The organism is Streptomyces sp. NPDC053755, assembly GCF_040677675.1.
In the GTDB taxonomy this organism is placed as follows: Bacteria; Actinomycetota; Actinomycetes; order Streptomycetales; family Streptomycetaceae; genus Streptomyces.
On record NZ_JBFASK010000046.1, the window covers coordinates 1 to 24,000 of the forward strand.

General features: G+C 73.2%; 18 protein-coding genes. 5 read left to right on the plus strand and 13 right to left on the minus strand.

Translation table 11 applies throughout. The annotated features are described in order from the left end of the window. The 5 genes from AB0K65_RS29300 to AB0K65_RS29320 all read right to left on the minus strand — a co-directional run. Positions 1–1,032 (minus strand): citrate synthase (locus tag AB0K65_RS29300; protein WP_365721758.1); only part of this gene is annotated, 1,032 nt, incomplete at its 3' end. A 217-nt stretch (positions 1,033–1,249) separates the two neighbouring features. Beyond that, the gene (locus AB0K65_RS29305; RefSeq protein ID WP_365721760.1) at positions 1,250–3,487 is read right to left on the minus strand and encodes an ATP-dependent RecD-like DNA helicase; all 2,238 of its coding nucleotides are present in this window, start codon (positions 3,485–3,487) and stop codon (positions 1,250–1,252) included. A 129-nt stretch (positions 3,488–3,616) separates the two neighbouring features. Then, positions 3,617–4,390 carry a sugar phosphate isomerase/epimerase family protein gene (locus tag AB0K65_RS29310; protein ID WP_365721762.1) on the minus strand — a complete coding sequence of 258 codons (774 nt, stop codon included), beginning with the start codon at positions 4,388–4,390 and terminating at the stop codon, positions 3,617–3,619. Between the two features lie 29 nt (positions 4,391–4,419). After that, positions 4,420–5,622: a dihydrodipicolinate synthase family protein gene (locus tag AB0K65_RS29315; RefSeq protein WP_365721764.1), complete on the minus strand. Its 1,203-nt coding sequence runs from the start codon at positions 5,620–5,622 to the stop codon at positions 4,420–4,422. After that, positions 5,619–6,770 (minus strand): Gfo/Idh/MocA family oxidoreductase, encoded by a 1,152-nt coding sequence (locus AB0K65_RS29320; protein ID WP_365721766.1) that lies wholly within the window; start codon positions 6,768–6,770, stop codon positions 5,619–5,621. The genes AB0K65_RS29315 and AB0K65_RS29320 overlap by 4 nt, the downstream gene beginning before the upstream one ends. A 123-nt stretch (positions 6,771–6,893) precedes the next feature. On the opposite strand from AB0K65_RS29320, the gene AB0K65_RS29325 reads away from it, so the two are divergent. Next, positions 6,894–7,940 (plus strand): LacI family DNA-binding transcriptional regulator, encoded by a 1,047-nt coding sequence (locus AB0K65_RS29325; protein WP_365721767.1) that lies wholly within the window; start codon positions 6,894–6,896, stop codon positions 7,938–7,940. Positions 7,941–8,082: 142 nt separating this feature from the next. Here the strand turns inward: AB0K65_RS29325 and AB0K65_RS29330 are convergent, their stop codons facing one another. Together AB0K65_RS29330 and AB0K65_RS29335 are read right to left on the minus strand one after the other, a co-directional pair. Beyond that, on the minus strand, positions 8,083–8,652 hold the full coding sequence (locus AB0K65_RS29330; RefSeq protein WP_365721768.1) for an AAA family ATPase: 570 nt from the start codon (positions 8,650–8,652) through the stop codon (positions 8,083–8,085). Positions 8,653–8,743: 91 nt separating this feature from the next. Then, the gene (locus AB0K65_RS29335; protein ID WP_365721770.1) at positions 8,744–9,271 is read right to left on the minus strand and encodes a hypothetical protein; all 528 of its coding nucleotides are present in this window, start codon (positions 9,269–9,271) and stop codon (positions 8,744–8,746) included. 1 nt (position 9,272) lies between these two features. Here AB0K65_RS29335 and AB0K65_RS29340 point away from each other — a divergent pair, with 1 nt between their 5' ends. Then, positions 9,273–9,515: a hypothetical protein gene (locus tag AB0K65_RS29340; protein WP_365721772.1), complete on the plus strand. Its 243-nt coding sequence runs from the start codon at positions 9,273–9,275 to the stop codon at positions 9,513–9,515. Between the two features lie 97 nt (positions 9,516–9,612). Here AB0K65_RS29340 and AB0K65_RS29345 read toward each other — a convergent pair whose 3' ends face one another. Continuing rightward, positions 9,613–10,536 (minus strand): EamA family transporter, encoded by a 924-nt coding sequence (locus tag AB0K65_RS29345; RefSeq protein ID WP_365721774.1) that lies wholly within the window; start codon positions 10,534–10,536, stop codon positions 9,613–9,615. Positions 10,537–10,634: 98 nt separating this feature from the next. Here AB0K65_RS29345 and AB0K65_RS29350 point away from each other — a divergent pair, with 98 nt between their 5' ends. After that, positions 10,635–11,555 (plus strand): LysR substrate-binding domain-containing protein, encoded by a 921-nt coding sequence (locus AB0K65_RS29350; protein WP_365721776.1) that lies wholly within the window; start codon positions 10,635–10,637, stop codon positions 11,553–11,555. 267 nt (positions 11,556–11,822) lie between these two features. Beyond that, entirely contained in the window at positions 11,823–13,661 is a 1,839-nt protein-coding gene (locus AB0K65_RS29355; protein ID WP_365721778.1) for a glycoside hydrolase family 3 protein, read from the plus strand. A 148-nt stretch (positions 13,662–13,809) separates the two neighbouring features. On the opposite strand, the gene AB0K65_RS29360 is transcribed toward AB0K65_RS29355, so the two are convergent. The 5 genes from AB0K65_RS29360 to speB all read right to left on the minus strand — a co-directional run bounded on the left by AB0K65_RS29360 (position 13,810) and on the right by speB (position 22,661). Further along, entirely contained in the window at positions 13,810–15,312 is a 1,503-nt protein-coding gene (locus AB0K65_RS29360) for an aminopeptidase (protein WP_365721780.1), read from the minus strand. 87 nt (positions 15,313–15,399) lie between these two features. Further along, on the minus strand, positions 15,400–15,807 hold the full coding sequence (locus AB0K65_RS29365; RefSeq protein WP_365721782.1) for a hypothetical protein: 408 nt from the start codon (positions 15,805–15,807) through the stop codon (positions 15,400–15,402). Between the two features lie 94 nt (positions 15,808–15,901). After that, positions 15,902–19,639: an ABC transporter ATP-binding protein gene (locus AB0K65_RS29370; RefSeq protein ID WP_365721784.1), complete on the minus strand. Its 3,738-nt coding sequence runs from the start codon at positions 19,637–19,639 to the stop codon at positions 15,902–15,904. Positions 19,640–19,787: 148 nt separating this feature from the next. Beyond that, positions 19,788–21,470, minus strand: a complete 1,683-nt coding sequence (locus AB0K65_RS29375; RefSeq protein WP_365721786.1) for a thiamine pyrophosphate-binding protein — start codon at positions 21,468–21,470, stop codon at positions 19,788–19,790. A gap of 213 nt (positions 21,471–21,683) precedes the next feature. After that, positions 21,684–22,661, minus strand: coding sequence for an agmatinase (gene speB, locus AB0K65_RS29380; RefSeq protein WP_365721788.1), 978 nt, complete (start codon positions 22,659–22,661; stop codon positions 21,684–21,686). Positions 22,662–22,888: 227 nt separating this feature from the next. On the opposite strand from speB, the gene AB0K65_RS29385 reads away from it, so the two are divergent. Continuing rightward, a partial coding sequence (locus AB0K65_RS29385; protein ID WP_365721790.1) for a PucR family transcriptional regulator ligand-binding domain-containing protein occupies positions 22,889–24,000 on the plus strand: 1,112 nt, incomplete at its 3' end.

Here is a 24,000-nt window from a genome sequence, read left to right on the forward strand (position 1 = left end):
CAGCTTGAGCGCGATGTCCAGCAGCTCGTCGGACTTGCCGAGGGCCGAGAGGACGTCGTGCGCCGCCGCCTTGATGATCTTGGCGCGCGGGTCGAAGGACTTGTACACCCGGTGGCCGAAGCCCATCAGGCGGACGCCGTCCTCCTTGTTCTTCACCTTGTTGATGAAGGAGTCGACATCGCCGCCGTTGGCCTGGATGCCCTCGAGCATCTCCAGGACCGACTGGTTGGCGCCACCGTGCAGGGGACCCCACAGGGCCGAGATGCCGGCGGAGATCGAGGCGAACATGTTCGCCTGCGAGGAGCCGACCAGGCGCACGGTGGAGGTCGAGCAGTTCTGCTCGTGGTCCGCGTGCAGGATCAGCAGCTTGTCGAGCGCGGAGACCACGACCGGGTCCAGCTCGTACTCCTGGGCGGGGACCGAGAAGGTCATGCGCAGGAAGTTCTCGACGTACCCGAGGTCGTTGCGCGGGTAGACGAAGGGGTGGCCGATCGACTTCTTGTACGCGTACGCCGCGATCGTCGGCAGCTTGGCGAGGAGCCGGATCGTGGAGAGGTGGCGCTGCTTCTCGTCGAACGGGTTGTGGCTGTCCTGGTAGAACGTGGACAGCGCCGAGACCACCGAGGACAGCATCGCCATCGGGTGCGCGTCACGCGGGAAACCGTCGAAGAAGCGCTTGACGTCCTCGTGCAGCAGCGTGTGCTGGGTGACCTCGTTCTTGAAGGTCGCGAGCTCGTCGACCTTGGGAAGCTCACCGTTGATCAGCAGGTACGCCACCTCGAGGAAGGTGGAGCGCTCGGCCAGCTGCTCGATGGGGTAACCGCGGTAGCGCAGGATCCCCTGCTCGCCGTCGAGGTAGGTGATCGCGGATTTATAGGCGGCGGTGTTGCCGTATCCGCTGTCCAGGGTCACCAGACCGGTCTGGGCTCGAAGCTTCCCGATGTCGAAGCCCTTGTCGCCGACGGTGCTCTCGACCACCGGGTAGGTGTATTCACCGTCCGCGTACCGCAGTACTACAGAGTTGTCGCTCACGTCATCCCTCACCGACGTAGTGCCTCTTCTTCGAGGTGCCCTGACTGTCTCTACCATCCCCCATTTGGCTCAGGAGAGTGCACTCGGGGTCGACCATTGGGCCGTTCGGCGGCACTCAGTGCCGCCCAACCTGCTCATCTTGCCCCCTTCGCCCCGCTTGGGGAAGTCGGGGGTGGTCTTTCACACGACCGGAGGTCCGGCGCTGGGCCCGTCGGCGTCACCTGCGCGGGGCGGGCGACCCGGCGAGCCGATGGGCGAGACCGGTGAAGCGCCTGCCTGCGGAAACGGTGCGCACCGCCTGGCCGATCGCCTTGCGCGAGCCCACCAGGACCACCAGTCTCCTGGCCCTCGTGACGGCCGTGTAGAGCAGATTCCGCTGGAGCATCATCCAGGCGCTGGTGGTGACAGGGATCACCACCGCCGGATACTCGCTGCCCTGCGAACGGTGGATCGTGACGGCGTACGCGTGGGCCAGCTCGTCCAGCTCGTCGAAGTCGTACGGCACCTCCTCGTCCTCGTCCGTGCGCACCGTCAGGCGCTGCTCCACGGTGTCGAGCGAGGTCACGACGCCGACCGTGCCGTTGAACACGCCGTTGGCGCCCTTCTCATAGTTGTTGCGGATCTGGGTGACCTTGTCCCCGACCCGGAAGACGCGGCCGCCGAAGCGCTTCTCGGGCAGGTCCGGGCGGGCCGGGGTGACGGCCTGCTGCAGCAGGCCGTTGAGGGTGCCGGCCCCGGCGGGACCGCGGTGCATGGGGGCGAGGACCTGCACGTCACGACGGGGATCGAGACCGAACTTCGCGGGAATCCGGCGCGCCGCGACCTCGACGGCGACCCGCGCCGCGTCCTCCGTCTCGTCCTCGACGAAGAGGAAGAAGTCCGGCAGGCCGTTCGTCACGGGTGGAAGCCCGGCGTTGATCCGGTGGGCGTTGGTCACCACCCCCGACTGCTGGGCCTGCCGGAAGATCCGGGTCAGCCGGACCGCCGGCACCGGGCTGTGCGGAGCCAGCAGATCGCCCAGGACCTCCCCCGCGCCGACCGACGGAAGCTGGTCCACGTCCCCCACCAGCAGCAGGTGCGCACCGGGTGCCACGGCCTTCACCAGCTTGTTGGCCAGCAGCAGATCGAGCATGGACGCCTCGTCCACCACGACCAGATCGGCGTCCAGGGGACGGTCGCGGTCGAACGCCGCGTCGCCGCCCGGCTTGAGCTCCAGGAGCCGGTGGACGGTCGAGGCCTCGGCGCCGGTCAGTTCGGCCAGCCGTTTCGCGGCCCGGCCGGTGGGCGCCGCGAGGACCACCTTGGCCCGCTTGGCGCGGGCCAGCTCCACGATCGACCGGACGGTGAACGACTTCCCGCACCCCGGCCCGCCGGTCAGCACCGCCACCTTGCGGGTCAGCGCGAGCCGCACGGCCTCCTCCTGCTCGGGCGCCAGGGACGCCCCCGTGCGGTCGGCCAGCCACGCCAGGGCCTTGTCCCAGGCCACGTCCCGGAAGGCCGGCATCCGGTCCTCGTCCGTACGCAGGAGGCGGGCGATCTGGGCGGACAGCGAGATCTCGGCGCGGTGGAACGGCACCAGGTACACGGCGGTGACCGGCTGCCCGTCCGGGCCCGGCACCGGCTCCCGCACGACCCCCTCGGGGTCCGCCGCGAGCGCGGCGAGGCACTCGATGACCAGACCGGTGTCGACCTGGAGCAGCTTCACCGCGTCGGAGATCAACTGCTCCTCGGGCAGGAAGCAGTGCCCCTGGTCCGTGGACTGCGACAGCGCGTACTGCAGACCCGCCTTGACCCGGTCCGGGCTGTCGTGCGGGATGCCGACGGCCTGGGCGATCCTGTCGGCGGTCAGGAAGCCGATGCCCCAGACGTCGGCGGCGAGCCGGTAGGGCTGGTCGCGCACGACGGAGATCGAGGCGTCCCCGTACTTCTTGTAGATCCGCACGGCGATGGACGTGGAGACGCCCACACCCTGGAGGAACACCATCACCTCCTTGATCGCCTTCTGCTCCTCCCAGGCCGTCCCGATCAGCCGCGTCCGCTTGGGACCGAGGCCGGGCACCTCGATGAGCCTCTTCGGCTCCCGCTCGATGACGTCGAGGGTGTCGGTGCCGAAGTGCTCGACGATCCGCTCGGCGATCCTCGGACCGATGCCCTTGATGAGGCCGGAGCCGAGATAGCGGCGTATGCCCTGGATGGTGGCGGGGAGGACGGTCGTGTAGTTCTCGACCGTGAACTGCCTGCCGTACTGCGGGTGCGAGCCCCAACGCCCCTCCATCCGCAGCGACTCGCCCGGCTGGGCCCCGAGCAGCGCCCCGACGACCGTGAGGAGATCCCCGCCACCGCGACCGGTGTCGACGCGGGCGACGGTGTACCCGCTCTCCTCGTTGGCGTACGTGATCCGCTCGAGGACCCCTTCGACCACCGCCTGACTCTGGCCCTGACCCTGGTTGGACATGCACCGAAGGTAGCGAAGGGGTCGGACACCGGGGCGGGGGCGGGGAGACCCGAAGCCGCGGCGGGCGGGCCGGGGCACCCGCACATGTGCCCCGGTCCGGTCCTCGCCCCGCCTCGGGCCTCCACCGGGTCAGACCGCCAGGAACCTCCTCGCCGTCTCCTCCAGGACCTCCACTCCGTCCCGCGCCCACAGCGCGTCGTTGAACAGCTCCACCTCCACCGGGCCGGTGTAGCCGGCCTCGTCCACCAGGTCCCACCAGGCCCTCAGGTCGATGGAGCCGTCGCCCAGCTGGCCCCGGCCGTTGAGGACGCCCTCCGGGAGGGGGGTCGTCCAGTCGGCGAGCTGGAAGGTGTGGATGCGGCCCGCCGCGCCCGCGCGGGCCACGGCCGCCGGGGCGCGGTCGTCCCACCAGATGTGGTAGGTGTCGACGGTCACCCCGACCTGCTCCGCCGGGAAGCGCTCGGCGATCTCCAGGGCCTGGTCCAGGGTGGAGACCGCGCAGCGGTCCGACGCGAACATCGGGTGCAGGGGTTCGATGGCGAGGCGGACGCCCCGCTCCCCCGCGTAGGGGGCGAGTTCGGCGATCGCGTCGCCGATCCGGGCCCGGGCGGCGGCCAGGTCGCGGCTGCCCGGGGGCAGGCCGCCCGAGACCAGGACGAGGGTGTCCGTGCCGAGGGCCGCCGCCTCGTCGATCGCGGCGCGGTTGTCGTCCAGCGAGTCGGCGGTGGTGAAGAAACCGCCCCGGCACAGGGTGGTGACGGCGAGTCCGGCGTCCCGTACGAGCTTGGCCGTGGCCTCCAGACCGTACGCGTGCACGGGCTCGCGCCACAGCCCGACGCCCGGGACGCCGAGCCGTACGCACTGGTCGACCAGCTCGGGCAGGGACAGCTGCTTCACGGTCATCTGATTGACGCTGAAGCGGGCGAGAGGATTCACCGCGGGACTCCGTGGACCGTGAGCAGGGACCTCATGCGGGACTCCGCGCGTTCCGGGTCGGGGAACAGGCCGAGGCCGTCCGCCAGTTCGTAGGCACGGGCGAGGTGGGGGAGGGAGCGGGCCGACTGCAGGCCGCCGACCATCGTGAAGTGGTCCTGGTGGCCCGCGAGCCAGGCGAGCAGGACCACACCCGTCTTGTAGAAGCGGGTCGGGGTCTGGAAGAGGTGCCGTGAGAGTTCGACCGTCGGGTCGAGGATCTCGCGGAACCCCTTGACGTCCCCGGTGTCCAGGACCCGTACGGCCCGGGCCGCCATCGGGCCCAGCGGGTCGAAGATGCCGAGCAGGGCGTGGCTGAACCCCTCCTCGTCCCCGGCGATCAGCTCCGGGTAGTGGAAGTCGTCGCCCGTGTAGCAGCGGACGCCCTCCGGGAGGCGGCGGCGCAGGTCGATCTCGCGCTGGGCGTCGAGGAGGGAGACCTTGATGCCGTCGACCTTGTCCGGGTGGGCCGCGATGACCTCCAGGAAGGTCTCGGTCGCGAGGTCGAGGTCGGCCGAGCCCCAGTAGCCGTCGAGCGCCGGGTCGAACATCGGGCCGAGCCAGTGCAGGATCACCGGCTCGGACGCCTGGCGCAGGAGGTGCGCGTACGTCTCCAGGTAGTCGTCCGGCGACGCGGCGGCGGCGGCGAGGGCCCGCGAGGCCATCAGGATGGCCCGCGAGCCGGTCTCCTCGACGAGGGCGAGCTGCTCCTCGTACGCCGCGCGGACCGTGGCGAGGCCGGCCGCCGGGCCGGTGAGCTGGTCGGTGCCGACGCCGCAGGCGATGCGCCCGCCGACGGCCCTGGCCTCGGCCGCCGAGCGGCGGATCAGCTCGGCGGCGCCGGACCAGTCCAGGCCCATCCCGCGCTGGGCGGTGTCCATCGCCTCCGCCACGCCCAGGCCGTGCGACCACAGGTGGCGGCGGAAGGCGAGGGTGGCGTCCCAGTCGACGGCGGCGGCCGAGTCGGGGCTGGTGTCGGCGTACGGATCCGCGACGACGTGCGCGGCGGAGAAGACGGTACGGGAGGTCAGGGCGCCGGCTCCGGCGGGTCCGGCTCCGGCCTCCGCTCCGGGAACGGCGGCCGTGTCCGGGGGCGCGGGTGCGGGTGCGGGGCGCGGGGTGTACTCCCGTACGCCTCCGTCGGGCTGGGGCAGGCGGATCACAGCGTGATCTCCGGGACGTCCAGGCGGCGGCCCTCGGCCGCCGAGCGCAGGCCCAGCTCCGCGAGCTGCACACCACGGGCACCCGCCAGAAGGTCCCAGTGGTACGGCTCCCCCAGCGCCACGTGCCGCAGGAACAGCTCCCACTGCGCCTTGAAGCCGTTGTCGAACTCGGCATTGTCCGGGACCTCCTGCCACTGGTCGCGGAAGGACTCGGTCACGGGGATGTCGGGGTTCCACACCGGCTTCGGGGTGGCCGAGCGGTGCTGGACGCGGCAGTTGCGCAGACCGGCGACGGCCGAGCCGTGCGTGCCGTCGACCTGGAACTCGACCAGTTCGTCGCGGTTGACGCGGACCGTCCAGGAGGAGTTGATCTGGGCGACCGCGCCGCCCTCCAGCTGGAAGATGCCGTAGGCCGCGTCGTCGGCGGTCGCCTCGTACGGCTTGCCGCGCTCGTCCCAGCGCCGCGGGACGTGGGTGGCGACGTGCGCGGTGACGCTCGTGACCCGGCCGAACAGCTCGTGCAGGACGTACTCCCAGTGCGGGAACATGTCGACGACGATGCCGCCGCCGTCCTGCGCGCGGTAGTTCCAGCTCGGGCGCTGGGCCTCCTGCCAGTCGCCCTCGAAGACCCAGTAGCCGAACTCGCCGCGCACGGAGAGGATCTCGCCGAAGAACCCGCCGTCGATGAGCCGCTTCAGCTTCAGCAGTCCGGGGAGGAAGATCTTGTCCTGGACGACCCCGTGCCGGACGCCCGCGTCCTGGGCGAGGCGGGCGAGCTCCAGCGCGCCATCGACGTCCGTCGCCGTGGGCTTCTCGGTGTAGACGTGCTTGCCCGCGGCGATCGCCTTCTTGATCGCCTCGACCCGGGCCGAGGTGACCTGGGCGTCGAAGTAGAGGTCGACGGAGTCGTCGGCGAGTACGGCGTCGAGGTCGGTGGACCACTCGGTGAGGCCGTGGCGCTCGGCGAGGGCGCGCAGGGCGTGCTCGCGGCGGCCGACGAGGACGGGCTCGGGCCAGAGGGTCTCGCCGTTGCCGAGGTCGATGCCGCCCTGCTCGCGCAGGGCGAGGATCGAGCGGACGAGGTGCTGGCGATAGCCCATACGGCCGGTGACGCCGTTCATGGCGATCCGGACTGTCCTGCGTGTCACGAAGATTCCCCTCCACACCAGAATGGAACAGCGCGATAGAAAGCGCTTTCTACCGGAGATGACGCTAGCCTGCCGACATCACGCCGGACAAGGGGTCGGCCCACGTCACCTCGGAGGTACGCGATGACCGTCACGCTCGCGGATGTTGCCGCGCGGGCCCAGGTGTCCCCCGCCACCGTCTCCCGCGTCCTGAACGGCAACTACCCGGTCGCCGCCTCCACCCGGGAGCGGGTGCTGCGGGCGGTGGACGAGCTGGACTACGTCCTGAACGGGCCGGCCAGCTCCCTCGCCGCCGCCACCTCCGACCTCGTCGGCATCCTCGTCAACGACATCGCCGACCCCTTCTTCGGGATCATGGCGGGCGCCGCGCAGAGCGCGATCGGGGAGGGCGCGTCGGGGCGGGGCGGCGGCGAGAAGCTGGCCGTCGTCTGCAACACGGGCGGCTCCCCGGAGCGCGAACTGACCTACCTCACGCTGCTGCAGCGGCAGCGGGCCGCGGCCGTCATCCTGACCGGCGGCTCCCTGGAGGTGCCCGAGCACATGGCGGCCGTGGCGGCGAAGCTGGCCAGGCTGGCGGACGCGGGGACCCGGGTCGTGCTGTGCGGGCGGCCCCCCGTGGCGGGGGACGCGAGCGTCGCGGCGCTGACCTTCGACAACCGCGCGGGGGCGCGACGGCTGGCCGAGCACCTGCTCGCGCTCGGCCACCGGCGGATCGGTTACGTCGCGGGGCCGGCGGACCGGACGACGACCCGGGACCGGCTGGAGGGGCACCGGGAGGCGATGGCCGCGGCGGAGGTGGCGGAGGGCCCCACGGTCCACGGTTCGTACGACCGGCGTTCCGGGTACGACGCCACCCTGGAGCTGCTGCGCCGGGATCCGACGCTGACGGCGGTCGTCGCGGCGAACGACACGGTGGCGCTGGGCGCGTGCGCGGCGCTGCGGGACCGGGGGTCGAGCATCCCGGGCGACGTGTCGGTGGCGGGCTTCGACGACCTGCCCTTCTCCCTCGACGCGGTGCCCGCGCTGACGACCGTACGGCTGCCTCTGCACGAGGCGGGCGCCCGGGCGGGGCGCCTGGCGATGGGCACGGAGGCGACCCCTCCCGGCGGCATCGCGAGAATCGCGGCGGAGCTGATGGTCCGCGACTCGACGGCCCCGCCGCGCACCTGACGGGCCGTCGGTCGTCGCTCCGGGTCCGGTGAGGCCGCCGCGCTCGGAAGCCGCGACTCCCCACCAGCGCGCCCCCTCCCGGTGCGGCTAGGTCGATGACGTCGCGAACGTCGCCGCGAGCCTGGCCAGGACCGCGTCCGGGCTACGTCGCGAACGTCGCGAACGTCGCCGGGAGCGCGTCCAGGACCGCGTCGGCCGTCTCGTCCACCGAGAGCGTGGCGGTGTCGATCCACGAGCCCTCGGCCGGCAGTTCGGCCCGCATCGCCTCGTCCAGGAAGGCCCAGTCCGTCGTCAGGCGCTTGTGGCGGGCGTTGTTGCGCTGCCAGGCGACCTCGGGGTCCGGAGCGAGGAAGACGACGTGCAGCGGGCCCGCCCCCACGGCGGCGCGGTAGAAGTCGAGGTGGGTGCGGCGCACGACGACGTCGTCGACGACCGGGACGAAGCCGGCCCTCCTGAAGCTGTCCGCCAGCAGACAGGCGTTGCGGGCGCGGAGGAGGATCTGGCGGTCCGCCTCGGGGTCGTGTGCGGGGGTGGGCCAGTGGCCGCCCTTCACGATGAGCGTCTGGAGCTCGTCGGCCTCGATGTGGGCGGATCGCGCGAAGCGCGCCGCCAGGGCGGCCGCGACCGTCGACTTGCCGCTGCCGGGGATGCCGCTCAGGAGGACGGTCCCCGGCGCGGGTTCGCGGTCGACCGGCACGAGATCGAGGGACATGCGGAGGGCCTTCGGGTCGATGGGGGCGTAGGGGGGAAGCGCGGAGAGGGAGGGAGCGAGCGGGTCCGGCGTCAGGGCGGCGGAACACTCCCTAGACGGGGGTGACGCAGGAGCCCGGCTTCGGGGAGTCGATCACGTACTCCGCGTGCAGCAGGTAGTCGCCGGGACCGCAGGACGCCTTGTCCACCACCCGGTACTCCGCCAGCGGAGAGCCGCAGCCCACCTTCTCCAACCGCTGTTCGGGCCACTCGGCTTCGTTGCGTACGCAGTCGCCCACCGACAGCGCGACGGGTTCGCCGCCGCCCGAGAGCAGGCCCACGACCACCAGCGTCGGGATCGCCAGGGCGAGCAGTGCGATCGGGGTGAGGATCAGCATCGCGGGGCCGCGGCGCAGGACGCGCCTGCCGGGGTCGAGGGGCTGCCGGACGGCGCCGTACGGCTCGGGCAGCCGGAGCAGGGCGGCTCGGGCGCCGAGGACGTTCGCCAGGACCACGAACGGCGTGACGAAGAGGGAGAAGAGGCCCCACCAACCGGTGATCAGGGTGTCGGAGGTCATCTGCCGGTAGCGGGCGAGCCCGCACGTGCGGCAGTAGACGCCGCGCCGCGTGACCGTGCGCATGATGACGACCATGCCCTGGTGGGCGCGGACGGTCACGGCGGCCGTCGGCTGCGCCCCGCAGACCTCGCAGCCGGCCGCCGGCCCGGTCGGCCCCGACTGGCCGGGGAATCCGTACGGCTGCGGCGGCCCCTGCACCGGCCCGTACGCGCCCGGCTGCGGCGGCCCCTGCACCGGCCCGTACGCGCCCGGTTGGGGCTGCGGCTGCCCGTACGCGCCCGGCTGCGGCTGTCCCTGCGGCGGATGAGGCGACGGATACGCCGGCGGAGGCGGGGCCTGCTGGGGGAACCGCGACGCGGGCTGGTGCGGTTGCCGCGGCGGGTGCTGTTGCGGATACGGAGACGTCATGGCGCCGGTTCCCCCTTGCTCGTCGGAACCAGCACCCTAGCGGCCGTCTCGCCATGCTCACGTCCGGGCCGCCGCCCGTACGACGTCAGCGCCACTCCCCCGACCAGCAGCGCCGCCGCGCACCAGCGCAGCGGGCTGACGGTCTCGCCCAGGACCAGGGCCGCCGACGACATGCCGAAGACCGGCACGAGGAGCGAGAAGGGGGCGACCGACGAGGCGGGGTAGCGGCGCAGGAGCAGGCCCCAGGCGCCGAAGCCGAAGACCGTGGTGACCCAGGCGACGTAGACGATGGCGCCGACGCCGGTCCAGTCCAGCGACGCGAGCGCGTCGAGGTCCCGCCGGGGCCCTTCGAATACGAGGGAGAGGGCGAGGAGCGGCAGGACGGGGACGGTGCTCACCCACACCATGAAATTGAGGGCGTCGGGCGGGGACGCCTTGCGGGTCAGGACGTTGGAGACGCCCCAGCACGCCGCCGCCGCGACACAGAGCGCGAAGCCGGCGAGCGGACCCGAGGCGCCCTCGTCGACCGCCGCGACCCCGATGCCCGCCAGCGCGACCGCCATGCCGACGAGCTTGGGCGGGCCCGGCCGTTCGCCGAGCGCGAGGAAGGCGAACAGGGCCGTGAAGACCGCCTGGACCTGGAGGACCAGGGAGGCGAGCCCGGCGGGCGCGCCGAGGTCCATCCCGGTGAAGAGCAGGCCGAACTTGGCGACGCCGAGCACGAGGCCGACGGCCACGATCCACTTCCAGGCCACGGTGGGGCGGCCGACGAGGAAGACCGCGGGCAGGGCGGCGGCGAGGAAGCGGAGGGCGGAGAAGAGCAGGGGCGGGAAGTGGTCGAGGCCGATCTCGATGACGACGAAGTTCACTCCCCAGACCGCGGCGACGAGCGCGGCGAGGGCGATGTGTGCGGGGCGCATGGAACCGAGCATCACCGCCCGCGACCGTGTAGCACCAGCACGGATTCCTGCATGATGGGATGAAGCATCGCTTCATCCTCGGCCGAGAAGGGGTTCCCGTGCTGGATCTCGGACGCCTGCGGGCCCTCCACGCCGTCGCCGTCCACGGGACGGTGGCGGCGGCCGCCGCCGCCCTCGGCTACACCCCCTCCGCCGTCTCCCAGCAGATCGCCAAACTGGAGCGGGAGACCCGCACCACGCTGCTCGAACGCCAGGGCCGCGGGGTCCGCCTCACCGACGAGGCGCACCGGCTCGCCTCGACGGCGGAGCGGTTGCTGTCGATCGTCGAGGAGGCGGAGGTACGGCTGGAGGAGCGGCGCGGGCTGCCGACCGGCCGGCTCGCGATCGGGTGCTTCGCGAGCGCGGCCCGCGGCCTCATGCCCCGGGTGCTCGCCGATCTGGCCCGTCGGCACCCGTCCCTGGACGCCCGGCTGACCGAGGTGGACCCGCACCTCTCCATCGAGCTGGTGGCGCGGGGCGTGCTCGACCTCGCCGTGGCGCACGACTGGGACATCGCTCCGATGCCGACCCCCGCGGGGGTGGAGCAGGCCGTGGTCGGCGACGACCTGTGCGACGTCCTCGTGCCGCGCGACCATCCGCTGGCGTCGCGGGCGTCGGTGCGGAGGGAGGAACTGGTGGAGGAGCGGTGGATCTCGCAGCCACCGGGGACGGTGTGCCACGACTGGCTGACGCGGACGCTGCGGGCCACGGGGTACGAGCCGCGCATCGTCCACCAGGCGGAGGAGAACCACACCCAGGTCGCCCTGGTCGCGGCCGGTCTCGGGATCGCGCTCGTACCGCGCCTGGGCCGCGGGGCGTTGCCGCCGGAGGTGGCCCCGGTGCGGCTCGACCCGGTGCCGACCCGGCGGCTGCGTGCGCTGTGGCGTGCGGGCGCGGCCCGCCGCCCGGCGATCACGGAGACCGTCCGCACCCTCCAGGAGCTGTGGCCCACGGTGTCGGCAGCCGGCGAGGCCGGCTGAGCGACCGACCGGCTGGAAACTCACGGCGCCCGGCGGAACCGCCCGGACCGCCACGCCCCCCGAACCCGGCGTCGCCGAGCCGGCCGACCGCCCCGCCACCACCCCGCGTCGCCGCCCCCGCGCGCCCCCGGCCGTCGGCTGACGCGCACTCAGCGGGGCCCGGCCACCACGCGGATCCTGTGCGGATGCTTGACCTGGCAGTTACTTTCGGGCTATCCGTGACTCCTTGGAAGTTTCCTTCAACTTGCACGGCCGGAAGGAGCATCAGTGCACCACCGCGCCACCTCCAGACGCACCCTCCTCACCGTCACCGCCGCCGCCGCGGCCGCCGCCGTCACCGGAGTGACCGGACCGCCCGCCCACGCCGGGACGGACGACCGCGACCGGGACCGGGACCACGACCGCGGCCTTCGACGGCTCATCTCCCGCATGTCGCTGGAGGAGAAGGTCGGCCAGCTCTTCGTCATGCGGGTGTACGGCCACTCCGCCACCGCCCCCGACCAGGCCGACATCGACGCCAACCTCCAGGAGATCGGCGTCCGCACCGCCGCCGAGCTGGTGGAGAAGTACCACGTCGGCGGCGTCATCTATTTCACGTGGGCCCACAACACCCGCGACCCGCACCAGATCGCCGAGCTGTCCAACGGCATCCAGAGGGCCGGGCTCGCCCAGCCCACGCCCCTGCCGCTGCTCATCTCCACCGACCAGGAGCACGGCATCGTCTGCCGGGTCGGCCGGCCCGCCACCCTGGTCCCGGGGGCGATGGCACTCGGCGCCGGAGGTTCCCGCTCCGACGCCCGCGAGGCCGCCCGGATCGCGGGCACCGAGCTGGCCGCCGTCGGGATCCGGCAGAACTACGCGCCGGTGGCGGACGTCAACGTCAACCCCGCCAACCCGGTCATCGGCGTGCGCTCCTTCGGATCGGACCCGCAGGCCGTCGCCGGGCTCGTCGCCGCCCAGGTCAAGGGCTACCAGGGGGCAGGGGTGGCGGCCACCTCGAAGCACTTCCCCGGCCACGGCGACACCGCCGTGGACAGCCACTACGGCCTGCCGACCATCACGCACACCCGGGAGCAGTGGGCCGAGCTGGACGCCCCGCCGTTCCGTTCGGCGATCGCCGCCGGAATCGACTCGATCATGACCGCGCACATCGTCGTGCCCGCGCTCGACCCGAGCGAGGACCCGGCGACCCTCTCCCGCCCCATCCTGACCGGGATCCTGCGCGAGCGGCTCGGTTACGACGGGGTGGTGGTGACGGACTCGCTCGGCATGGAGGGTGTCCGGACGAAGTACGGCGACGCGCGCGTGCCCGTCCTCGCGCTGAAGGCCGGAGTCGACCAGCTGCTCAACCCGCCGAAGCTGGACATCGCGTGGAACGCCGTCCTCCAGGCCGTCAAGGACGGCGAGCTGACCGAGGCCCGGCTCGATGAATCGATCCTGCGGATTCTGCGCCTCAAGGCGAAGCTGGGCCTGTTCCGGCAGCCGTACGTCGACCACGCCGGCGTGGACCGCACGGTCGGCACCCCCGCCCATCTGGCGCGCGCGGACCGGATCGCCGAGGAGACCACCACCCTGCTCCTCAACGAGGGCGCCTTCCTGCCGGTCAGCCGGCGCGGCCACGGAAACGTCCTGGTCGTCGGCGCCGACCCGGCCTCGCCGTCCGGGACGACGGGCCCCCCGACCACGACCCTGGCCCGGGCCTTCACCGAACTGGGCTTCGCCGCGACGGCGTTGTCCACCGGGATCACCCCGACGGCGGCGAGGATCGAGGAGGCGGTGGCCGCCGCCGCGGGCAAGGACGTGGTCGTCGTCGGCACGTACAACGTGACCGGAACCAGCCCGCAGCGGACGCTCGTCGCGCGGCTGGTGGCGACCGGCGTGCCGGTCGTGACGGTCGCGATCCGCAACCCGTACGACATCGCCCAGCTGACGGGCCAGCGGGCGACCGTCGCCGCCTACTCCTGGACCGACGTCGAGCTGCGGGCCGCGGTACGGGTCATCGCGGGCGCGGCGCGCCCGCGTGGCCGGCTGCCCGTCCCCGTCCAGCGGGCGGACGATCCGTCGCGGGAGCTGTACCCGGTCGGCCACGGCCTGACGTACCGCTGAGACGGAACCGCACCCGGCGGCGCTCGGCAGCTCAGCCAGGCGCCCGACTGCGCCGCACGGCCCGAAGAGCGGCGCGGAGAACGGCGCGGAGAACGGCGACGGGCCGCGCCCGGGGTCCTGGCACCCCGGGCGCGGCCCGTCGTCCGCGTCACGGACGCAGACCGTGCTCCCGGCTCAGCTCCTCGTCGGCCGGCTTGTCGAGCCGCGCGTCGAACCGGGCCAGCGGCCGCGCGGCCTGCGCCGAGGGGGCGTCGACCCCGGCCCAGGCGAGGATGCGGGCCGTGGCCTTGGCCCGCTCGTCCTCCACGAGCCCGTCGATGTTCGCGCCGTGGTTCGCGCCGGGGGCGGTGAGGACGTAGCTGTCCCGGGCGCCCTTGCCGAGGCGGAACCGCTCGGAGCCCCAGGGATCGTTGCCGCCGTACACGAACATCATCTGCCGGGCGTTCTTGCGCACCCAGTCGTCGACGTCCCGCATGACCCACGGCTTGAAGGTCATCGGGATCTCACGCGGCACGAAGTTCCGGGCGGGCTGGTAGCCGTAGCGCGAGAGGCCCTCCAGGTGCGGCTGCCGGATGGAGGGCGAGCCGAGTTCCGTGGCCGCCTGGTAGTAGTACGGGGTGTACGTCTCCAGGCCCTGGTCGGTGTAGAAGGACCAGCCGGAGTAGGCGTCGATCGTCTCGTAGATCTCGTCGTCGCTCGCCGTGCGCGCGTCCGGGACGGACCCGCAGACGTCCTCGCCGTAGTACTGCCAGAAGCCCCAGACGAAGTCGAGGACGACGGCCTCGTACGCCCGGTCCAGCGAGCCGACGGTGGTGAAGGTGGCACCCTCGGACTCGGCCCAGGCCCGGTACTTCGCCTGGAGCGGAGCGCGGCGGACGAGCGCCTCGCGCTGGAGGGCGCCCAGGCGGTCGCGGCACTCCTTCGTGCCGACGGTCTCGAAGAACCGGTCGTACGCCGAGTCCTCCTTGTCGACCACGTCGTTGGGGGCCACGTAGGCGACGACGCCGTCCATGTCGCGCGGGTAGAAGCGCTCGTAGTAGGTGGCCGTCATGCCGCCCTTCGAGGCGCCGGTGGAGAGCCACTTCCGGTCGTAGATCCGCTTCAGGGCGGTGAAGATGCGGTGCTGGTCGCTCGCGGCCTGCCAGATGTCCAGCTTGGACCAGTCGGCGGGCTGCGGCCGGGACGGCGTGAAGAACCGGTACTCCATGGAGACCTGGTTGCCGTCGATGATGCGGGTGGGCTCGCGCCGGCTCGGGGTGGTGCTCAGGCCGTAACCGCTGGTGTGGAAGACGGTGGGGCGGCTCGTGTCCTTGTGGAGGAGGGAGAGCCGCTGCTTGAACGTGCCCGCCCAGGGGCGTCGGTGGTCGACCGGCTGGGTGTACTCCAGGACGAAATAGCGGTAGCCGGCGTACGGCTTCTCCTCGATCAGGCTCATCCCGGGGATGGCCAGGACGCGGTCCTTGATGTCCGCGCCGTACGGAACCTCGGCGCCGTGCACACGGCCCGCGCCGTCCGCGGTGGCGGACGTACGGCCGGCGGTCGTCCCGCCGGTGGTGCCGATGGCCGGCTCCGCGGCGGTAGCCGCGCCGGTCGCACCGACGGTGCCTATGAGCACCGTGAGCGACAGCAGCCATCCGAGCGACTTACGCATTCACCCTCCCCTTGGTTCACAACGGTGTCGCGAACCTAGCGGGGGCAACAGACGTACCGCCAGACCCTCTTGACCCTTTCCTCTGTATCAGCACAGGATCCAGCCGGTGGACCCGCTCCGCCCGGCGACGGTCCCCGAGGCGCGGACGCATCGGTTGAGGGCGTGGACGGTGACGGGGCCGGCCTGGCGGGTGAAGCGGCCGCTGCTGACGGCCGCGCGGCCGCCCCTGGGCTGGAGCGAGACCGACATCGCCCGGCGCGGGCCGGGGCTCTTGGCGACGGTGAGGGCGCACACGTACTGACGGCTCTTGTAGAGGCGCAGCTCGCCGGTGGCGAAGGGGATCGTCTTGGTGGGGCGCCCGCCGCAGAGGGAGGCGGCGGCGGCGGATGCGGTGCCGGGGCCCGCGAGGGCGAGCGCGCCGGCGGTGAGCAGCGTCGCCAGGAGATACGCGATCAGTCTCGTGCGGTGTGCTCTGCCTGTCGCCCCACGGAACATGCGCTTCCCCTCCCGCCTCGGTGCCGTACATGCGTACGACGCAGGGGAGGCCTCCGCGGTTGCCTTCCGCGCGGTCGGACCCTCTCGTGCGCGGTCAGACCCTCTCGGGCTCCTCCTCGCCGATGAAGGTCCGCCACAGCGCGGCGTAGCGGCCGCCCAGGGCCAGCAGCTCGTCGTGGGTGCCGTCCTCCGCGACCCGGCCGCCGTCCATGACGATCACGCGGTCCGCGCGGGCGGCCGTGGTCAGGCGGTGGGCGACGACCAGGGTCGTGCGGCGGCCCGCGAGGCGGTCGGTGGCCTGGTTGACCTGGGCCTCGGTCGCCAGGTCGAGCGCGGCCGTCGCCTCGTCGAGGAGCAGGATGTCCGGGTCGACGAGTTCCGCGCGGGCCAGCGCGATGAGCTGGCGCTGGCCGGCGGAGAGGTTGCGTCCGCGCTCGGCGACCTCGTGGAGGTAGCCGCCGTCCAGGGTCGCGATCATGTCGTGGGCGCCGACCGCGCGGGCGGCCGCCTCGACCTCGGCGTCGGTCGCGGCGGGGCGCCCGTACGCGATGGCGTCGCGGACGGTCCCGGGGAAGAGGTACGCCTCCTGCGGCACGACGCCGAGCCGGTGGCGGTACGCGGTGAGGTCCAGGTCCCGCAGGTCGGTGCCGTCGGCCGTGACCCGGCCGCCCGTCGGGTCGTAGAACCGCGCGACCAGCTTGACCAGCGTCGACTTGCCCGCTCCCGTCTCGCCGACGAAGGCGACCGTCTGCCCGGCCGGGATGCGCAGGTCGATCCCGGTGAGGGCGGCCTCCTCCGTGCCGTACGCGAAGGAGACGTCCTCGAAGGCGATCTCGCCGCGCAGCGACGGCACCTCGCGGGGACGGTCGGCGGCGGCGGTCGACGTCGGCTCCTGGAGGAGTTCCTGCATCCGCTTCAGCGAGACGGCGGCCTGCTGGTAGCCGTCGAAGACCTGCGACAGCTGCTGTACGGGGGCGAAGAAGAGGTCGATGTAGAGGAGGTACGCGACGAGGGCGCCGGTGGTCAGGGAGCCGGCCTCGATGCGGTTCGCGCCGACGATCATGACGGCCGCGGCGGCGACGGAGGACAGCAGGGTGACGAACGGGAAGTAGATCGAGATCAGCCACTGTCCGCGGACGCGGGCCTCGCGGTAGGAGTCGCTGCGCTCGGCGAACCGGGCCGCTCCCGCGCGCTCGCGCCGGAACGCCTGGACGATCCGCAGCCCGGAGACCGACTCCTGGAGGTCGGCGTTGACGACGCTGATCCGGTCACGGGCCAGTTCGTAGGCCTTCACGCTGGAACGGCGGAAGAAGTACGTGCCGACGGCGAGGACCGGCAGCGTCGCGAAGACGACGAGGGCGAGCTGGAGGTCGAGGAAGAGCAGCGCCACCATGATGCCGAAGAAGGTCACCACGGAGACGAATGCGGTGACCAGGCCCGTCTGGAGGAACGTGGACAGGGCGTCCACGTCCGTCGTCATCCGGGTCATGATCCGGCCGGTCAGCTCGCGCTCGTAGTAGTCGAGGCCGAGCCGCTGGAGCTGGGCGAAGATCTTCAGGCGCAGGGCGTAGAGCACCCGCTCGCCGGTGCGGCCGGTCATCCGGATCTCGGCGGTCTGCGCCACCCACTGCACGAGCACCGTGAGCAGGGCGAGCGCCGAGGCGGCCCAGACGGCGCCCAGGGCGAGCCGGTTGACGCCGTCGTCGATGCCGTGGCGGATCAGGACGGGCAGGAGCAGGCCCATGCCGGCGTCGACGGCGACCAGGCCGAGGCTGATGAGGAGCGGGACGCCGAAGCCGCGCAGCAGACGGCGCAGTCCGTAGGTGGCCTCGGGGGTGACGGCGGAGGCCTCGTCGATGTCGGGGGCGTCGGTGGCGGGCGGCAGCGCCTCGACCGCGGCGAGAAGCTCCGGGGTGGCTCCCGCCTGGGCGGCGGCGCGGCCCCCTGGCTCCGCGGAATCCTCCGGTCCGGCTTCGTCCCGTACCCACAGGGCGGGGGTGATCCCGCGTTCGGCGTCGAACTCGGCGTCGAGCTCGGCCCGCAGCGAGCGGTCCTCGGGCAGGTCGACGGGGGTGATGTGGCCGGGTGAGACACCGCCCAGCTCGTCGGGGTCCGTCAGAAGCTTGCGGTAGAGGGCCGACCGTCGCTCCAGCTCCTCGTGGGTGCCGATGTCGGAGAGCCGGCCGTCGTCGAGGACGGCGATCCGGTCGGCGAGGCCGAGGGTGGAGCGGCGGTGCGCGATCAGGAGGGTGGTGCGGCCGGCCATCACGGAGGCGAGGGCCTCGTGGATCTCGTGCTCCACGCGGGCGTCGACGGCGGAGGTGGCGTCGTCCAGGAGGAGGAGCCGGGGGTCGGTGAGGATCGCCCGGGCGAGCGCGATCCGCTGGCGCTGACCGCCGGAGAGGGTGAGGCCGTGCTCGCCGACCGTGGTGTCGTAGCCCTCGGGCAGGTCGGCGATGAAACGGTCCGCCTGGGCGGCCCGGGCGGCGGCCTCGATCTGCTCCTGGGTGGCGTCGGGGTGGCCGTAGGCGATGTTGGCGCGGACGGTGTCGGAGAAGAGGAAGCTGTCTTCCGGTACGAGTCCGATGGCGGCGCGCAGCGAGTCGAGGGTGAGCTCGCGGACGTCGTGGCCGCCGACGAGGACGGCGCCGTGGCTCACGTCGTAGAAGCGGGGCAGCAGGAGCGAGACGGTGGACTTGCCGCTGCCGGAGGCGCCCACGACGGCGACGGTCTCGCCGGAGCGGATCTCCAGGGAGAAGCCGTCGAGGACCGGACGGCCGTCCTCGTAGGCGAAGCGCACGTCGTCGAACTCGACGGTGGCGTCGGCGTCGGCCGGCAGCTCCTTCGTGCCGTCCTGGATCGCCGGCTCGGTGTCGATCAGCTCCAGGACGCGGTCGACGCCCGCGCGAGCCTGCTGCCCGACGGTGAGGACCATGGCGAGCATGCGGACGGGCCCGACCAGGGAGGCGAGGTAGGCGGAGAAGGCCACGAAGGTGCCGAGGGTGATCTGGCCGCGGGTGGCGAGCCAGCCGCCGAGCGCGAGGACGGCGACCTGGCCGAGGGCGGGAACGGCCTGGAGGGCCGGGGTGTAGCGGGAGTTCAGCCGGATGGTCCGCATCCGGCCCGCGAAGAGCCGGCGGCTCGCGTCCCGGATCTTGCCGGTCTCCTGGTCCTCCTGCCCGAACCCCTTGACGACGCGGACGCCGGTGACGGCCCCGTCGACGACTCCGGCGACGGCGGCCGCCTGCGACTGGGCGTACCAGGTGGCGGGGTGCAGGCGGGTACGGCTGCGCTTGGCGATGTACCAGAGGGCGGGGGCGACGGCGAGGGCGACCAGAGTGAGGGGGAGCGACAGCCAGGCCATGACGACCAGGGAGATCAGGAAGAGCAGGATGTTCCCGATGGTCATCGGGAGCATGAAGAGCAGGCCCTGGATGAGCTGGAGGTCGCTGGTGGCGCGTCCGACGACCTGACCGGTGGACAGCTCGTCCTGCCGCCGTCCGTCGAGCCGGGTGATGGTGCCGAACATCTCGGTACGCAGGTCGTGCTGGACGTCGAGGGCGAGCCGGCCGCCGTAATAGCGGCGGACGTAGGTCAGGGCGTAGACGACGACGGCGGCGCCGAGGAGGAGACCGGTCCAGACGGCGAGGGACCGGGTGCCCGCTCCGATGACGTCGTCGATGATCACCTTGGTGATGAGCGGGACGAGGGCGAGGAGGGCCATCCCCGCGAGGGAGGACCCGAGCGCGAGCACCACGTTCGTCCGGTACCGCCACGCGTAGCCGGCCAGCCTGCGCGCCCACCCCTGTCGTTCCTGCCCAGCCGCGGCCACGTGGTGCCTCCCGTCGTCCTGCTCTACCGGAAGGCCCAACGCGGGTGAGGTGCGATTTCATCCCGCCGTTACAGAACCGGGGGCAGGACGGGCCGATGGTCCCGGGGCGGGTGGGCCGGAGGACTTAGGGCGTGTTTCGAAAGTCCCGTCAGAGGTGCGTCGGCTCGAACATGCGCAGGAGGGCCGGAAGGACCACGACCGACGGGCCCGGGGTCGCGAGGGCCTTCGCGAGGTCGGCGGTCAGGGTCTGCGGGGTGGTGAGCGCCGCCGGGACGCCGAAGGACTCCGCGAGGGCGACGAAGTCGGGGCGGGCCAGTTCGGTCGCCGTGGCCTCGCCGAAGGTGTCGGTCATGTACTCGCGGAGGATGCCGTAGCCGCCGTCGTCGACGATCAGCCAGGTGACGTCCCAGCCGTACTGCTTCGCGGTCGCCAGCTCGGCGAGGGAGTACATGGCGCCGCCGTCGCCCGAGACGGCGAGGACCGGCCGGGTGGGGTCGGCCGCCGCCGCGCCGAGGGCGGCGGGGAAGGCGTAGCCCAGCCCGCCGGCGCCCTGGGCGGAGTGCATGGTGTTGGGGTGGCGGGCGTCGAAGGCGGACCAGGCCCAGTAGGCGAGGATCGTCATGTCCCAGAAGCTGGGGGACGTGCCGGGAAGGGCCTCGCGGACCGAGGCGACGATCCGCTGTTCCAGGTCGAGGTCCTGGGCGGCGATCCGTTCCCTCACTCGGGCCAGGACGGCCTCGACCCGCTCGCCGGCGGTCGGGTCCCGGCGTACCTCCGTCGTCTCCAGGAGTGCCTGGAGGGCGAGGCGGGCGTCGGCGTGGATGCCGAGCGCCGGATGGTTGGACTCCAGCTTCCCGGCGTCGGCCTCGACCTGGATGATCCGGCCTCGCGGGGCGAAGGTGTGGTAGTTCGAGGACAGCTCGCCGAGACCGGACCCCACCACCAGCAGGACGTCGGCGTCCTCCAGGAAGTCGGTGGTGTGCCGGTCCTCCAGCCAGGACTGGAGGGAGAGCGGGTGCTCCCACGGGAAGGCGCCCTTGCCGCCGAAGGTGGTGACGACGGGCGCGTCGAGCCGCTCCGCGAGCGCGCGGAGCTTGCCGGACGCGTCGGAGCGGACGACTCCGCCGCCCGCGATGATCGCGGGCCGGGCCGCCCTGGACAGCAGGTCCGCCGCCACGGCCGTCAGCTCGGGGCGCGGGACGACGTCCTCGGGGGTCGCGTCCATCGCGGTCACCACGGGGAGCGTGGTCTCGGCCAGGAGGACGTCCTGCGGGATCTCCACCCACACGGGTCCGTGCGGCGCGGTCAGCGCCGACTCCCAGGCGGCCGCGATCGCCGACGGGATCTGCGACTGCGTGCGGACGGTGTGGACGGACTTCACGACGTCCCGGAAGGACGCCCGCTGGTCGCGCAGCTCGTGCAGATAGCCGTGGCGCCCGCCGCCGAGGCCGGCCACCGGGACCTGGCTGCAGAGGGCGAGGACGGGGGCCGAGGCCGCCGCGGCCTCCTGGAGCGCGGCGAGCGACATCAGCGCGCCCGGGCCGGTGGAGAGCAGCAGCGGGGCCGCCTCGCCGGTCATCCGGCCGTACGCGTCGGCGGCGAAGCCGGCGTTGTTCTCGGCCCGCAGCCCGACGTAGGTGAGGGAGGAGCGGCGCAGGGCGTCGAACATGCCGAGCGCGTGCTGCCCGGGCAGACCGAAGACGGTGGTCGCGCCCAGGCCGGAGAGACTCTCGACGACGAGGTCGCCGCCGTTGCGCCCCTTCGGGGGGTTGAGCGCGGCCTCGGTCTGCGCGGCGGTGGGGCGCAGCACCAGATCGTGGTCGTGGGTCATGGGTCTTTCCCCTCGGGGTGGCTGGGGCGCGGTGCGGCTCACCGTACGGCGCGGGCTCGGTGCGGCTCACCGTACGGCGCGGGCGGTGACCCGGCGCGGCCCGCCCGCCTGCCGGACGCGCGTGGCGCGGGGCGGGGGCGGCCGCGGCGGGTCCCGCCCGCTCCCGGCCTGCGGCGGGCCGTCCCCGCCCCGCGCCGGGTCCGGGCCCGGGGGCTACTGGGCGGTACGGCTCGCGGCGATCTGCCGGGACATGATCGTCGTCAGCTCGTACGCGGTGTGCGAGGCGGCGACGGCGGTGATCTCGGCGTGGTCGTAGGCCGGGGCGACCTCGACGACGTCGGCGGAGACGAGGTTGCACGAGGACAGGCCGCGCAGGATCTCCAGGAGCTCGCGGGAGGTCATGCCGCCCGCCTCGGGGGTGCCGGTGCCGGGGGCGTGCGCCGGGTCGAGGCAGTCGATGTCGATGGAGATGTACAGCGGGCGGTCGCCGATGCGCTGGCGGAGCTGGTCGGCGACCTCGTCGGCACCACGGCGGTAGATGTCGGCCGAGGTGACGATGCCGAAGCCCATCTTCTCGTCGTCGGTGAGGTCCTGCTTGCCGTAGAGGGGGCCGCGCGTGCCGACGTGGGAGAGCGCCTCGGTGTCGAGGATGCCCTCCTCGACGGCGCGGCGGAACGGGGTGCCGTGCGTGTACTCGGCGCCGAAGTAGGTGTCCCACGTGTCGAGGTGGGCGTCGAAGTGGAGCAGGGCGACGGGGCCGTGCTTCTTGGCGACGGAGCGCAGCAGCGGCAGCGCGACGGTGTGGTCGCCGCCCAGCGTCATCATCCGGGCGCCGGTGGCGAGGAGGTCGTCGGCGGCGGCCTCGATGGTCTCGACGGCCTCGTTGATGTTGAACGGGTTGGCCGCGATGTCACCGGCGTCGGCGACCTGGGCCAGGGCGAACGGCGAGGCGTCCTGCGCCGGGTTGTACGGACGGAGCAGGCGGGACGCCTCGCGGATCGCGTTGCCGCCGAAGCGGGCGCCGGGGCGGTAGGAGACACCGCTGTCGAAGGGGATGCCGACCACGGCGACGTCGGTGGTGCCGACCTCGTCGAGCCGCGGCAGCCGGGCGAACGTCGCGGGACCGGCGTACCGCGGGACACGGGACGAGTCGGTCGGGCCGCGGAAGGCGTTCTGGTCGCTGCTGCTCATGGTCGGGTCCTCCTGGGTGTGTCGGGTGTGTCGGGCGTGCCGGACGGATCGCGTCCGGTGGCTCGGGGCACGGGGCGGCCCGGTGGTGGTCGCCGGCTCCCGGCCGCCGGCCGGCCCGGAGCGGACATGGGGGCGTCCGCCCGTACCCGCCGCCCCTGGACGGGACGACAGTAGGTGGCCGGAAGACCACACTGAAGTGTACGTTTCCTCCATCTCAGACCCCATGAATGTACGAAGGGTCCATCGCCATGCCCGCCGCCATGCCCGCCCAGGAGCCCACGCCCACACCCCCCGCGCCGCCGGTCCCGCTGACCGCGCTGCTCGGCCGCCGGGACCTCGGGCTGCGGCTGCTCGCGGGACCGGAGGACGTCCACGTCCACTGGGTGCACACCTCGGAGATGGCCGACCCCTTCCCCTACCTCCTCGGCGGTGAGCTGCTGCTGACGGCGGGCGTGCAGCTCGCCGACCCGGCGCACTACGTCGAGCGGGTGGTGGAGGCGGGCGCGGCGGCGCTGGGCTTCGGCGTCACCCCGGTCTTCGACACCGTCCCGGCGGCGCTCGTCGCGGCGTGCGGGCGGGTCGGCCTGCCGCTCCTGGAGGTGCCGCCGGGCACGCCGTTCACGGCGGTGGCCCGGGCGGTCTGGCGGTCGATGGCGGAGGCACGCCACCGGGAGCTGCGGCGGGTGACCGAGGCGCAGCAGTCGCTGGCGACGGCGGCGGCCCGGCAGGCGCCCGTCCCGGCGGTGCTCGGCGCGCTGGCCTCCCGCCTCGGCGGACGGGCGGCGCTCTTCGCGCCGGACGGTACGGAGTACGCGGCGGCGGGGCGCGCGATCCCGCCGGAGGCGGCCGGCGCGCTGCGGGAACTTGCGGGGGTGGTGGGCCCGCGCCCGGGCGGACCTGCCTCCGCGAGCGGCGACGGGGGCGGGCTCCGGCTCGCCGCGTACGCGCTGGGCGGCGGCGAGGGACTGGTCCTGGGCGTGGCGGCCGCGCGGCGGGAGACGGCCGACCACACGATCGCCGGGGTGGCGGTCGTCCTGCTGTCCCTGCTGACCGCCCCGCACCGGGGCGCCGACGCCTCCTCCCGTGACACGGCCCTGGTCCGCCTGCTCCTCGGCGCGACCCCGGCCGAGGCGGCGGGCGCGCTGGGCCCCGGTCCGTGGACCGTGGTCCACGCCCGCGGCGGCGACGGCACGCCGTTCGCGGCGGCGGCACTGGCGGCGGCCCTCGGAACGACGCTGATGGACGCGGGCGAGGCCACCGCCGCGGCGGCGGGGACCGCGAAGGCGGCGGGTACGGGCCTGTCAGAGGCGCGTGCGGATGCGCGGGAGGCCGCCAAAAC

Bases quoted from the DNA above. Each gene is read 5' to 3' on its own strand.
- AB0K65_RS29305 (WP_365721760.1), bottom strand. From the start codon at position 3,487: ATGTCCAACCAGGGTCAGGGCCAGAGTCAGGCGGTGGTCGAAGGGGTC.
- AB0K65_RS29310 (WP_365721762.1), bottom strand. From the start codon at position 4,390: ATGACCGTGAAGCAGCTGTCCCTGCCCGAGCTGGTCGACCAGTGCGTA.
- AB0K65_RS29325 (WP_365721767.1), top strand. From the start codon at position 6,894: ATGACCGTCACGCTCGCGGATGTTGCCGCGCGGGCCCAGGTGTCCCCC.
- AB0K65_RS29330 (WP_365721768.1), bottom strand. From the start codon at position 8,652: ATGTCCCTCGATCTCGTGCCGGTCGACCGCGAACCCGCGCCGGGGACC.
- AB0K65_RS29335 (WP_365721770.1), bottom strand. From the start codon at position 9,271: ATGCGCACGGTCACGCGGCGCGGCGTCTACTGCCGCACGTGCGGGCTC.
- AB0K65_RS29340 (WP_365721772.1), top strand. From the start codon at position 9,273: ATGACGACCATGCCCTGGTGGGCGCGGACGGTCACGGCGGCCGTCGGC.
- AB0K65_RS29345 (WP_365721774.1), bottom strand. From the start codon at position 10,536: ATGCGCCCCGCACACATCGCCCTCGCCGCGCTCGTCGCCGCGGTCTGG.
- AB0K65_RS29360 (WP_365721780.1), bottom strand. From the start codon at position 15,312: ATGCGTAAGTCGCTCGGATGGCTGCTGTCGCTCACGGTGCTCATAGGC.
- AB0K65_RS29365 (WP_365721782.1), bottom strand. From the start codon at position 15,807: ATGTTCCGTGGGGCGACAGGCAGAGCACACCGCACGAGACTGATCGCG.
- AB0K65_RS29375 (WP_365721786.1), bottom strand. From the start codon at position 21,470: ATGACCCACGACCACGATCTGGTGCTGCGCCCCACCGCCGCGCAGACC.
- speB (WP_365721788.1), bottom strand. From the start codon at position 22,661: ATGAGCAGCAGCGACCAGAACGCCTTCCGCGGCCCGACCGACTCGTCC.